Origin of the sequence: Streptomyces sp. NPDC002055 (assembly GCF_040296705.1) — a bacterium.
In the GTDB taxonomy this organism is placed as follows: Bacteria; Actinomycetota; Actinomycetes; order Streptomycetales; family Streptomycetaceae; genus Streptomyces.
Map to the genome: position 1 here is coordinate 122080 of NZ_JBEOXS010000015.1, position 11673 is coordinate 133752.

Genomic DNA, 11673 nt, shown 5'->3' on the forward strand with positions numbered 1-11673 from the left:
TTTCCGGCGGCTGACCTTTCCGGCGGCTGATCCTTCCGGCAGCCGGCCTTTCCGACCGACCGAGGAGCACCGTTGCTGTTCGAGGTGTGGGCACCGGAGGCGGAGCGGGTCGTCCTCACGCTGGAGGGCGGCGCGCACCCGATGGAGCGCGATCCGGCGCGCACCGGGTGGTGGCGGGTGGACGCCCCGGCCGGGCACGGCAGCCGGTACGGCTTCGCGCTCGACGACGGCCCCGTCCTCCCCGACCCGCGCTCCCCGCGGCAGCCGGACGGCCCGGACGGGCCGAGCGCCGTCGTCGACCACACCCGCTTCCGGTGGCGGCGGCCCTGGTACGGCAGGCCGCTGCCCGGCGCGGTGCTGTACGAGCTGCACATCGGGACGTACACCCCCGAGGGCACGTTCGACGCCGCCGCCGAACGCCTGGACCACCTGGCGGAGCTGGGCGTCACCCATGTCGAGCTGCTGCCGGTCTGCCCCTTCCCGGGCCGGCACGGCTGGGGCTACGAGGGCGTGTCGCTGTGGGCGGTGCACGAGCCGTACGGCGGGCCGGACGGGCTCAAGCGGTTCGTGGACCGGGCCCATGAGCTGGGCCTGGGCGTGGTCCTGGACGTGGTGCACAACCACTTCGGGCCGTCCGGCAACCACGCGCCCGCCTTCGGGCCGTATCTGACGCGGACACACCGGACCCCGTGGGGCTCGGCCGTCAATCTGGACGCCCCCGGGTCGGACGAGGTGCGGGCGTTTCTGCTCGGCAGTGCGCTCGGCATGCTGCGCCACTACCGGCTGGACGGGCTCCGGCTGGACGCGGTGCACGCGCTGCACGACACCCGCGCCGAGCACTTCCTGGCCGAGCTCTCCGCCGCCGTGGACGCGCTCGCCGCCGAGACCGGCCGGCCGCTGTTCCTGATCGGCGAGTCCGATCTGAACGACCCGCGCACCACCGCGGCCCGCACGGCCGGCGGCCACGGTCTGCACGCCCAGTGGAACGACGACTTCCACCACGCCCTGCACACCGCGCTGACCGGCGAGTCGCAGGGCTACTACGCCGACTTCGCCCAGGACGCACCGGCCGCCCTGGCCAAGACCCTGACCCGCGGGTTCTTCCACGACGGCAGCTGGTCGAGCTTCCGGGGCCGGTCGCACGGCCGTCCCCTCGACGCCGGGGCGGCGGCGCACCGGCTCCTGGCCTACGCGCAGACGCACGACCAGATCGGCAACCGCGCCCTGGGCGACCGGCTCTCCGAGCGCCTCTCCCCCGGGCTGCTGGCCTGCGCCGCCGCGCTCGTCCTCACCTCGCCGTTCACTCCGATGCTGTTCATGGGTGAGGAGTGGGGGGCGCGGACGCCCTGGCAGTTCTTCACCGACCACACGGACCCGGAGCTGGCCGAGGCCGTCCGCGACGGCCGCCGCCGGGAGTTCGCCGGGCACGGCTGGGCGGAGTCCGACATCCCCGATCCGCAGGACCCGGCCACCCGGGACCGCTCCTGTCTCGACTGGGCGGAGCCGGGGCGCGAGCCGCACGCCCGGCTGCTCGCCTGGCACCGCGAACTGATCGCCCTGCGGCGCGCCCGCCCGGAGCTGACCGGTCCCCGCCTCGGCGGGACCGGGGTGGAGTACGACGCCCGGGAGGGGTGGCTGGTGGTGCGGCGGGGCGGGGTGCGGGTCGCGGTCGCCCTCACCGCCCAGGGCGAGGTCAAGGTGCCGGTGGGGGCGCCGCACGCGACGGTGCTGGCCGCCTGGGAGCCGTGCGGGGCGCCGGAGGGCGACGGCCTGGTCCGGCTGCCCGCGCAGTCCGCGGCGGTGCTGGCGGTCGGCGGGTGACGGTGCGCGGCCCCGGGGCGCCCACGCGCCCCGTCGGCCGCCCCGGACGGCCCCGCCGATGGGACCGGCGATGGGGACGGCAGTGGAGCCGGCGGCTCAGCGGATGCCGAGCTGGTGGAGCAGCTCGTACCCGGCCGGGGTCTCGGGCAGGGCGAAGCGGAAGCCCTGCAGGGCGAAGACGGTGACGGCGTTCGCCGCGAGGACCAGCCCCAGCAGCCCCAGCGTGCTCAGGGTCAGGACCGGGCTGTGGTTGTCCAGCGGTTCGGTCTCGTCGGTCAGCAGGAGCATGACGGCGGCGGCGACGGTCGCCGCGACGAAGACCAGGAACGTCCAGGTGTAGAGGTGCAGACCCGCCAGGACGGCGCCCTCGCCCGGTGCTCCGGGCTTGATGTGCAGCAGGACCTGACGCCCGGCGGTGGCCGCCCCGCAGACGGACGCGAGGACGCTCATCCCCCAGCCGGTGGCGAAGTCCCCGGTGGTGACGGGCCGGTGACGGGAGACGGCGACGACGGAGGCGGGGCCGAGTGCCGCCAGCGCCAGGAACAGCCGCTGGAGCGCGCCGAGCGCGGTGGGCGGCTGCGCGGCGGCGAACTCGTGCGCGAGGGCGCCCGCGAGCAGTGCCGTGGCCAGCAGCACGTACACATGAGTGAACCAGAGTCCCCAGAGGTTGGTGAGCCGGGAGACGGACGGGGCCGGGGTGCTGAACCGGAGGACGGTCATGTCGTGCATACGGGTTCCTCGTCAGAAGCTCAGATCCAGCGGGGTGGTGAGACGGGAGGAGAGCAGCAGCACGGCGCCGGTCAGGCAGAGGCCCCAGAGCAGCAGGATCCGGGGCCGGCTCCACCGGGCGAGCAGCGCGCACCAGATCAGCAGGAGCAGCAGGAAGAGCACGGTTTCCATGGGGTCCTTCCGCCGGACGGACGGGTCCTGACGCCGCATCCGGACCTTTCCGGATCCTGGCACGGAATCCGTCCGGCCGCCCGCGGACGCGCTCGTCCGTCCAGGGGCCTTGCGCGGCGCCACCGGGGGCCCGGCGGCGGGTCCCGTCTGCGGGTCCTGTCTGCGGGTCCCGTCTGCGTGCCCCGGCTGCGGGTCCGTTTCCCGAGCGGGCATTGCTCCGCCGGCGACGGTCACGTCTGCCGGCCGACGGCGACTCCGCCGACCGATGACACCTCTGCCAACCGATGGACGCCGCCCCGCGCCGCGCCGCGGAACCGTGGCGTCCGCCCGGCGGGCCTCGCATGATGGACAACATCACGAGAATCAGGAGCAGTTGTGCACCACGGAGACCTGCTGGCGATCAGCGATCTGCACATCGCCTACGCGGAGAACAGGGAGATCGTCGAGACCCTGCGTCCCGGCACCGACGCCGACTGGCTGATCGTCGCCGGTGACGTCGGGGAGAAGTACGCCGACATCGAGTGGGCGCTGACGCTGCTCAGGGACCGGTTCGCCGAGGTCGTCTGGGCGCCCGGGAACCACGAGCTGTGGACCCATCCGAGCGACCCGGTCGAGCTGCGCGGCGAGGCGCGCTACGCGCACCTGGTCGAGCTGTGCCGGAGCCTGGGCGTCCACACCCCGGAGGACCCGTACCCGGTGTGGCACGGAGAGGGCGGACCGGTGACGGTCGCGCCGCTGTTCGTCCTCTACGACTACTCGTTCCGGGCGCCCGGCGCGACGACGAAGGAGGAGTCACTGCGCATCGCCCACGACGCAGGCATCGTCTGCACGGACGAACACCTGCTGCACCCGGACCCGTATCCGTCGCGGGACGCCTGGTGCCGGGAGCGGGTGCGCCGCGCCGAGGAGCGGCTCGCCGCCGTTCCGGAGGACCACCGCACGGTGCTGGTCAACCACTATCCGCTGGTGCGGCACCCCACGGAGATCCTGCGCTACCCGGAGTTCGCGCAGTGGTGCGGCACCGAGCTCACCGCAGACTGGCACCGGCGGTTCCGGGCGGCCGCCGTCGTCTACGGGCATCTGCACATCCCCCGGGTGACGACGTACGACGGCGTCCGGTTCGAGGAGGTGTCGCTCGGCTACCCGCGCGAGTGGCGGCCCCGGCCGCCGCGCACCCCACTGCGGCGGATCCCGCTGACCGCGGAGGTCCCGGACGGGGCGCACTGAGCCGGGGCGGCGTGCCCGGACGGGCGGGAGGACTCCTCCGGCCCGCCCGGCCCCGTCGGCTCCCGTGCGCCTCGTCAGCTCCCGTCGGGGGTGAGCCGCAGCGAGATGCTGTTGATGCAGTAGCGCTGGTCGGTCGGGGTCGGGTAGCCCTCGCCCTCGAAGACGTGGCCCAGGTGGGAGCCGCACCGCGCACAGCGGACCTCGGTGCGCACCATGCCGTGCGAGCGGTCCTGGATCAGCTCGACCGCGTCGGTGTCCTTCGGGTCGTAGAAGGACGGCCAGCCGCAGTGCGAGGCGAACTTGGTGTCCGAGCGGAAGAGCTCGGCGCCGCACGCCCGGCACGCGTAGACCCCGGCGGTCGTGGTGTCGGTGTACTCACCGGTGAACGCCGGCTCGGTACCGGCCCGGCGGAGCACCGTGTACTCCGCGGGGGTCAGCTCCTCGCGCCACTGCTCGTCCGGCTTGTCGACGTCGTACGCCATGTCGGTCCTCTCCTCAGCTCGTCGGGCGGGCGAGGCCGCTGTCCTCCAGCCGGGCCAGGATGCGGGGGCCCAGTTCGGTCACGTCGCCCGCCCCCATGGTGAGAACGAGATCACCGGGCTTGGCCATTCCTGCGATCAGGTCCGGGACGGCCGTCTTGTCGTGCTCGGCGGTGACGTCCGCGCCGCGGGCGGCTGCCGCGTCGATGATCAGGGCGCTGGTGACCCCGGGGACGGGGTCCTCGCGAGCCGGGTAGATGTCGAGGACGACGGAGGCGTCGGCGAGGGTGAGCGCGTCGCCCATCTCGGTGCCCAGTTCCTGGGTGCGGCTGAACAGGTGCGGCTGGAAGACCACGAGCACCCGGCCCTCCCCCGCGCCGCCGCGGATGGCCTCCAGGTCGGCGGCGATCTCGGTGGGGTGGTGGGCGTAGGAGTCGATGACCTGGACGCCGGCCGCGGTGCCCTTGAGCTGGAGCCGCCGGTTGACGCCGGTGTAGGAGCCGAGGGCCTCGGCGAGGCCCTCGACGGGGAGGCCGAGCGCGGCGCCCGCGGCCAGGGCGGCGACGGCGTTGCCCGCGTAGTGGCGGCCCGGGACGGAGACGGTGAAGGTGACCGTGCGGCCGTCGATCAGGACGGTGACCTCGCTGGTCAGGCCCTGCGGGGCGATCTTCGCGATGCGCACGTCGGCGTCGTCGGCCTCGCCGTAGGTCACCACGCGCAGCCCGTCGCGGCCCCGGACGCGCCGGGTCAGCTCCCGGGCGCCCTCGTGGTCGGCGGAGACGACGAGCGTGCCGCCGGGCCGGACCCGGCCGACGAAGGTGTCGAAGGACTCGTGGATCTCGTCCATCGACGCGTAGTTGGCGTGGTGGTCGAGCTCCACATTGAGGATGATCGCGACCTCGGGCGCGTACTTGTGGAAGCTGCGGTCGCTCTCGTCGGCCTCGGCGACGAAGATGTCGCCGGCGCCGTGCCGGGCGTTGGAGCCGGGGACGTCGAGGTCGCCGCCGATCGCGTAGGAGGGGTCGCGGCCGAGCGTGGTGAGGCCGACGGCCAGCATGCTCGTGGTGGTCGTCTTGCCGTGGGTGCCCGCCACGGCGATCGGGCGCAGCCCCTCCATCAGCGCGGCCAGGGCGTCCGAGCGGTGCACGACGGGGATGCCGAGCTCGGTGGCGCGGGCGAGCTCCGGGTTGTCGGCGCGGATGGCGCTGGAGACGACGACACAACTGGCATCGTCGGCGAGGTGCCCGGCGGCGTGCCCGATGTGCACGGTCGCGCCGAGCGCGCGGAGCGCCTCGGCGGTGGCGGAGTCGCGGGCGTCGCTGCCCGCGACCCTCGCCCCGCGCATGGCGAGGATCTTCGCGATGCCCGACATCCCGGCGCCGCCGATGCCGATGAAGTGCGGTCGGTCCATGGCGGACGGAACGGCCGGTGCCATCGTGGAGTCTCCCCGGGTCGCTGGTCGGTGAACGCGGACAGCCTATTCGGTGTGCGCGTACAGCTTGAGCACCGGGACGCCGACCTGGTGCCGGGCGCGGGAGGTCCAGTCGCGGTGGAAGAACTCCTCCACCAGGTGCGGCCGGGTCAGCACGATCACCTCGTCGGCGTTCGTCTCCTCGACGACGGACCGCAGCAGGTCGAGCGGGCGCTTCTCGACGATCTGTCCGACGGCCTGGCTGCCGGCGGCGCGCAGCGCCTCGAGGGAGTGGTTGAGCGCGCGCTCGGCGGGCTGGAGGGCGGCGTTTCCGGCCGGTTCGTCCCTCTCGTGGACGGCCTCGTCCAGCTCGCCCAGGGCGACGTCGTCCAGGGCCCGGAGCAGCCGGTCCTGATCGCCGTGGGGCTGCATGAGGACGACGAAGGAGGACGGGTCGTCGCCGTGGAGGGTGGTGACGAGCTCCACATCCGTGGGAACCAGCGGCTTCTCGATCATCAGTACGGTCGTGAACACGGCAGGGCCCTTCGTCTTCGCGGGCCCACGGGCCTGCAGCGCCCTCCGGTACGTGTCCGCAGGTGTCTGCGCGGATGTGGGCCCGGCGGAACAGACCGGTGCGGCCGGTTCCGCTGATTGTCAGATCCGACGGTAGCGGGTGAAAAGGTACCCGTCCTCTTCGAGGACGGACGTGAGATCGAAGCGTTCCGGTTCCTCGATTCCGGGGCCGTCCATGATCCGGGGGGCCGCGCCGACGGTGAGGAGCGGCGCGAGAGTCAGACACAGTTCGTCGAGTACCCCGGCGGCGGCGAACTGACCGAGCAGCCGGGGGCCGCCCTCGGTGAGCAGCCGGGTGTGGCCGCGCTCGGCGAGCGCCCGGACCGCCGCGGCCGGCTCCACGCCGTCGCCTTCACCGGCGATGATGACGTCGGCGCCGGCGGCGCGGGCGGCCTCGGCCCGGTCGGCGTGGTGCGCGGCGCCGGTGAGTACGAGGGTGGGGACGGCCGGCTCGGTGAAGAGCGGCAGGGTGAAGTCGAGGTCGAGGCTGGCGGTGACCACGGCGATGGCGGGCGCGGGGGCCTGGCCGAGGGCGGCGCGCCGGGCGGCGAACGCCTCGCGGGCCCGGGCGGGCCGGTAGCCCTCCTGCCGGACCGTTTCGGCGCCGGCCACGACCACGTCGGCGAGCCCGCGGAGCACTCCGAAGATCCGCATGTCGGCCTTGGAGGACAGCGGCTGGGAGCGGCCATCGTGGTGGGCGGCGCCGTCGACGGAGGACACCATGTTGCCGCGGAGCCAGGCCCGCCCGGGGCGGTCGGGCGGCGCGGCGGGGTAGGCGTAGGCGTCGGCCAGCTCGTCGAGGCTCCACTCGCGGCCTTCGGGCCGGTCGGGGGCGGTGGCATCGGCGGTCGGCGGGAGCAGGCGTCGCATGCCGTGCAGTGTGGCACGGCGCTCCGCAGGGGGGTGCGGTGCGGCTCGTTCGCTCCGGGGGCGGCGGCGCGGTCGGTTCCGGGGCACAGCTCTCGCTCTTCCGGTCGCTCTTCCAGGAAGGCAGGTGGACCGCGCCCGCACCGCCGTGAGCTGCGGCGTCGTGGGGCCGCGACGGGAGGGACTAGGCTGGTCCGCTGTGTCGTCCTCCGTTTCTGCCTCCGAGCCGAGCCCGATAGCCGCCCCGTCCCCCGCGGGGGCACCGCAGGCGCTGTGCGACCGTGAGCCGCACGTGCCCGCGGAGCGCCTGGTCGCGGAGATGGTGCCGCCGCCGCGCTTCGACTCGGTCCGCTTCGAGACCTACGTCCCGGACCCGGCGCAGCCCAGCCAGGCCGAGGCCGTGCAGGTCCTCGGCGGCTTCGCCGCGGGCCTGCACGGGGCCGGCGCGGCGGGGGGCGGCAAGCGGCGCTGGTTCGCCCGGAAGCCGGCGGCGCCCAGCGGGCCGCGCGGGGTCTACCTCGACGGCGGCTACGGCGTCGGCAAGACGCACCTGCTCGCCTCGCTCTGGCACGCCACGCCGGCGCCCGCCGAGCGCAAGGCCTTCGGCACCTTCGTGGAGCTGACCAACCTCGTCGGGGCGCTCGGCTTCCAGCAGACCGTGCGGACGCTCAGCGAGCACCGGCTGCTCTGCATCGACGAGTTCGAGCTCGACGACCCCGGCGACACGGTCCTCGTCTCGACCCTGCTCGGGAAGCTCGTCGAGGCCGGAGTGGCGCTCGCCGCGACCTCCAACACGCTGCCCGGCAAGCTGGGCGAGGGGCGCTTCGCCGCCGCGGACTTCCTCCGCGAGATCCAGGGCCTGTCGGCGCACTTCCGCCCGCTGCGGATCGACGGCGAGGACTACCGGCACCGCGGCCTCCCCGAGGCTCCGGCCCCGTTCACCGACGAGCAGGTCACCCGGGCCGCCGGGCGCACCGACGGCGCCACCCTGGACGCCTTCCCGGACCTCCTCGGCCACCTCTCCCGGGTCCACCCGAGCCGGTACGGCGCGCTCTGCGACGGGGTCCGGGCCGTCTGCCTCACCGGGGTGACGCCGGTGCCGGACCAGTCGACGGCGCTGCGCCTCGTGGTCCTCGCGGACCGGCTGTACGACCGGGAGGTGCCGGTGCTGGCCTCCGGCCTGCCGTTCGACCGGCTGTTCAGTGAGGAGATGCTGGCGGGCGGCTACCGGAAGAAGTACTTCCGGGCCATCTCGCGGCTCACCGCGCTGGCGCGGGACGCGAAGACGCTCATCGAGGCCTGACACCCCCGCCCGGCGCGGCACCCTTCACCCCGCGCCCCGGCTCGGCGCGGCACCCGCGCCGGGCCGGGGTGCGGGCTTCTGCGGCCGTCGGCCTCTCCGGCGTCCCCCGCCACGCGCGGAGAGCGCTTCCACCACGCGGCAAGCGGTGCTCAGCGGCCCTCCGGGACGCCCGGCACGCAGGCGATCGGCGCGGCACCGGCCCGCGGAACGCGCCCGCCCGGGGCGTGAGCGGCCGAGGCGTCCGCAGGGCGGCACGGCGCGGGTGGTTCCCGTGGGACGAAGCGCGTGATACACACAGCCGGTCATATTTCCTGTCCGCCAGCAGGGAGTTGCCCATGTCCGCGACACGACGTCAGATCCTCGCCCGTACCGGAGCGCTGGGGGCGACGATCGCCTTCTCCGGCAGCGTCCAGGAGCTCTTCGCCGGCTCGGCCGCCGCACTGGAGAAGGGCGCCACCGGCTACGGCCCGCTCGTTCCCGACCCGCACGGGCTGCTCGACCTCCCCCAGGGCTTCCGCTACACCGTGCTCTCCCGCGAGGGCGACCCGCTCCGCTCGGGAGAGGGCCCGGTGCCCAGCAATCACGACGGCATGGCCGCCTTGCCCGGCAGCGAAGGCCGCACCCATCTGGTGCGCAACCACGAGAACCGGGTCACCGCGAAACTGCGCGTACCGGCCGTGCCGGGGCTGACGTACGACCCGGCCGCCGCCGGCGGCTGCACGGCCCTGGAGCTCGACGCGGGCAACCGCGTGCTCGACGAACGGGTCGCCATCGCCGGCACCGCGGTCAACTGCGCCGGTGGCCCGACCCCCTGGCACACCTGGCTGACCTGCGAGGAGACCGAGGACAAGGCCGGGACCAACGGCTACACCAAGGACCACGGCTTCATCTTCGAGGTCGATCCGCGCGATCCGCACCGCACCGGAGCCGTGCCCCTCACCGCCATGGGGCGCTTCCAGCACGAGGCGATCGCCGTCGACCCGGTCCGCGGCATCGTCTACGAGACCGAGGACGCCTTCCTCAAACCGTTCGGCCTCTTCTACCGCTTCCTGCCGGAGCAGCCGCTCGGCGGGACGGGATCGCTGCGGGCGGGCGGCCGGCTCCAGGCCATGCGGGTCCCGGGAGTGGCCGACCTGTCCGCCGTACGCCGGACCGGCACGAGCTTCGACGGCATCGAGTGGGTGACCGTGCCCGACCCGCTGGCCCGGCAGACCCCGGTCCGGCTCCAGGACTTCGGGTCCCGGGGCATCACCCACGCCCAGAAGCTGGAGGGGTGCTACTGGGGCGGCTCCTCGGTGTACTTCGTCTCCAGCTTCGCCAAGCGCGCCGAGGGTTCGGCCGCCGATCACTTCGGTCAGGTGTGGCGGTACGACCCGGACCGCCGTCGGCTGACCCTGGTCGTGCGCTTCGGATCGAGGACCGATGTGCAGCTGCCCGGCGAATCGCCGGACAACATCACCCTCGCGCCCGGCGGCGGGCTGATGGTGTGTGAGGACGGCAACGGCGCCCAGCACGTCTACGGGGTCACCCGGCAGGGACAGGTGTATCCGATGGCCCGCGGCCGGCAGAACATCGGCACCCCGGACAAGCCGGAGTGGGGCGAGTTCGCCGGCGTCACCTTCGCCCCGGACAGCCGCACCATGTACGTCAATTGCTACACCCCGGGCACCACGTTCGCCGTCACCGGCCCCTGGCGCTGAGCCCGCCGCGGCGCCCGCGGCCGGGCATCGATCGGCCGCGGGCGAGGTGCCCGGCGGAGCGCCGGGCACCTGGCCGGAGCATCGGGCGGGGGACGACAGCGCGCCGATCAACGCGGGCGCGGTTACTCTCCGAGCATGATCGACTCCACCGGGCCACGGGCCCGCTCCCGGATGTTCCAGTCCTTCGGCCGGGCTCTGCTTCCGCTGTGCGCCGTGGCCCTGACGGCGTGTGGAGGAGCCGCCGCCGAGCCCGAAGGAGGACAGGCGGCCGGTGCCGCACCCTCCAAGTCGCCCGGCGGAGCGGCGGGGCAGCCCGCGGCGCCGGCCCTGCCGCCGGGCCCCGGCGGGCTCACCCCCGTCTTCTCGCACGGGCCGCGCGAGGGCGCCAGGACCGTGGCGCTCAGCTTCGACGCGGCGATGGCCGCCGACCAGAGCGCGCGGGCCGCGGGCGGCGAGCGTTTCGACAACCCGGCCCTCACCGACACGCTGCGCCGGATGAAGGTCCCGGCCACCTTCTTCCTGACGGAGCGGTGGACCCGCGAGTACGCCGAGCAGGCGGGATCCATCGGCCGCGACCCGCTGTTCGAGGCGGCCGTCCACGCCGGCGAGCGGCCCGCCGCCTCCCCGTGCCAGGCGAAGCGGCCGGCCGCGGACCTGCGCAAGGAGGTCGAGCGGACCGTGACCGCCATCCGACGGGCCGGGGCACAACGCCAGATGCCGTACGTCCGCTTCCCCGAGAAGTGCTTCGACGAGCGGACCCTCAAGGCCGTCGCGCCCACCCGGATGACGGCCGTCCGGTGGGACGTGCCGGGCGGGGACGCCGGCGCGACCGACACCCGGAAGGTCGCCGACCGGGTGCTGGCGCAGGTCAGACCCGGATCGGTGGTGGACCTGCGGAGCTCGCTCAGCACGGCGCCGGTGACGGACGAGGTGGTGGCGCGGATCGTGCCCGAACTCCGGTCGAAGGGCTACCGCTTCGTGCGCGTGTCGGAGCTGGTGGCCGCGGAGCAGGAGGCGGCCGAGAAGCGTCCGGCGAAGCCGAGCGCCGCGAAGCCCGGTACAGAGAAGCCCGGTGTCGCCGGTGTCGACAAGCCCAGCGCCGAGAAGCCGAATGCAGGGAAGCCGAGTGCCGCGAAGCCGGAAGCCGCGCGGCCGGGCGGCGGGGCGCCGAGCGCGGGCGCATCGGTCCGGCCGAGCGCGGGGGCGCCCTCCCGCTCCGCCGCTCCGTCCGCTTCCGCCGCCCCGTCGGCCTCCGCCGCGTCCGCGTCCACGGCTTCCTCCGCTGGGTCCGTCGCCCCGCGGAGGGCCGGCGGATCGTGGATGCCGGTGCCGAATCCCTGAGCCGTACGGGACGGATGACAGCGGGCACCCGTCCGCCGCCCCTGACGGCAC

General features: G+C 74.4%; 11 protein-coding genes. 5 read left to right on the forward strand and 6 right to left on the reverse strand.

Annotated elements, in window-relative coordinates; all coding sequences use genetic code 11:
- Positions 1–72 precede the first annotated feature (72 nt).
- The gene (treZ, locus tag ABT112_RS12245; protein WP_351508419.1) at positions 73–1821 is read left to right on the forward strand and encodes a malto-oligosyltrehalose trehalohydrolase; all 1749 of its coding nucleotides are present in this window, start codon (positions 73–75) and stop codon (positions 1819–1821) included.
- 96 nt (positions 1822–1917) lie between these two features.
- Here the strand turns inward: treZ and ABT112_RS12250 are convergent, their stop codons facing one another.
- Positions 1918–2550 carry a disulfide bond formation protein B gene (locus ABT112_RS12250; protein ID WP_351508422.1) on the reverse strand — a complete coding sequence of 211 codons (633 nt, stop codon included), beginning with the start codon at positions 2548–2550 and terminating at the stop codon, positions 1918–1920.
- 12 nt (positions 2551–2562) lie between these two features.
- Positions 2563–2721 (reverse strand): hypothetical protein, encoded by a 159-nt coding sequence (locus tag ABT112_RS12255; RefSeq protein WP_351508423.1) that lies wholly within the window; start codon positions 2719–2721, stop codon positions 2563–2565.
- Between the two features lie 375 nt (positions 2722–3096).
- Between ABT112_RS12255 and ABT112_RS12260 the strand changes: the two genes are divergently transcribed.
- A complete protein-coding gene (locus tag ABT112_RS12260) occupies positions 3097–3948 on the forward strand; it encodes a metallophosphoesterase family protein (RefSeq protein ID WP_351508425.1) in 852 nt (283 codons plus the stop codon).
- Between the two features lie 74 nt (positions 3949–4022).
- Here the strand turns inward: ABT112_RS12260 and msrB are convergent, their stop codons facing one another.
- From msrB to ABT112_RS12280, 4 genes are all read right to left on the reverse strand, one after another.
- Positions 4023–4430 (reverse strand): peptide-methionine (R)-S-oxide reductase MsrB, encoded by a 408-nt coding sequence (gene msrB, locus ABT112_RS12265; protein ID WP_351508426.1) that lies wholly within the window; start codon positions 4428–4430, stop codon positions 4023–4025.
- 13 nt (positions 4431–4443) lie between these two features.
- Positions 4444–5862 (reverse strand): UDP-N-acetylmuramate--L-alanine ligase, encoded by a 1419-nt coding sequence (gene murC / locus ABT112_RS12270; RefSeq protein WP_351508428.1) that lies wholly within the window; start codon positions 5860–5862, stop codon positions 4444–4446.
- A 42-nt stretch (positions 5863–5904) separates the two neighbouring features.
- Positions 5905–6372 carry an indole-3-glycerol phosphate synthase gene (locus ABT112_RS12275; protein WP_351508429.1) on the reverse strand — a complete coding sequence of 156 codons (468 nt, stop codon included), beginning with the start codon at positions 6370–6372 and terminating at the stop codon, positions 5905–5907.
- Between the two features lie 120 nt (positions 6373–6492).
- On the reverse strand, positions 6493–7281 hold the full coding sequence (locus ABT112_RS12280) for a pyrimidine reductase family protein (protein ID WP_351508431.1): 789 nt from the start codon (positions 7279–7281) through the stop codon (positions 6493–6495).
- Positions 7282–7513: 232 nt separating this feature from the next.
- Between ABT112_RS12280 and zapE the strand changes: the two genes are divergently transcribed.
- The 3 genes from zapE (at position 7514) to ABT112_RS12295 (ending at position 11622) form a co-directional block, all read left to right on the forward strand.
- Positions 7514–8581 (forward strand): cell division protein ZapE, encoded by a 1068-nt coding sequence (gene zapE / locus ABT112_RS12285; protein ID WP_502975320.1) that lies wholly within the window; start codon positions 7514–7516, stop codon positions 8579–8581.
- A 335-nt stretch (positions 8582–8916) separates the two neighbouring features.
- Positions 8917–10281 (forward strand): alkaline phosphatase PhoX, encoded by a 1365-nt coding sequence (locus ABT112_RS12290; RefSeq protein WP_351508435.1) that lies wholly within the window; start codon positions 8917–8919, stop codon positions 10279–10281.
- Positions 10282–10416: 135 nt separating this feature from the next.
- The gene (locus tag ABT112_RS12295; protein ID WP_351508438.1) at positions 10417–11622 is read left to right on the forward strand and encodes a polysaccharide deacetylase family protein; all 1206 of its coding nucleotides are present in this window, start codon (positions 10417–10419) and stop codon (positions 11620–11622) included.
- Positions 11623–11673 lie beyond the last annotated feature (51 nt).

Excerpts from the sequence above, each read along its gene's own strand:
- ABT112_RS12290 (WP_351508435.1), top strand. The coding sequence starts at position 8,917 with ATGTCCGCGACACGACGTCAGATCCTCGCCCGTACCGGAGCGCTGGGG.
- ABT112_RS12255 (WP_351508423.1), bottom strand. The coding sequence starts at position 2,721 with ATGGAAACCGTGCTCTTCCTGCTGCTCCTGCTGATCTGGTGCGCGCTG.
- ABT112_RS12280 (WP_351508431.1), bottom strand. The coding sequence starts at position 7,281 with ATGCGACGCCTGCTCCCGCCGACCGCCGATGCCACCGCCCCCGACCGG.
- ABT112_RS12250 (WP_351508422.1), bottom strand. The coding sequence starts at position 2,550 with ATGCACGACATGACCGTCCTCCGGTTCAGCACCCCGGCCCCGTCCGTC.
- msrB (WP_351508426.1), bottom strand. The coding sequence starts at position 4,430 with ATGGCGTACGACGTCGACAAGCCGGACGAGCAGTGGCGCGAGGAGCTG.
- ABT112_RS12295 (WP_351508438.1), top strand. The coding sequence starts at position 10,417 with ATGATCGACTCCACCGGGCCACGGGCCCGCTCCCGGATGTTCCAGTCC.
- murC (WP_351508428.1), bottom strand. The coding sequence starts at position 5,862 with ATGGCACCGGCCGTTCCGTCCGCCATGGACCGACCGCACTTCATCGGC.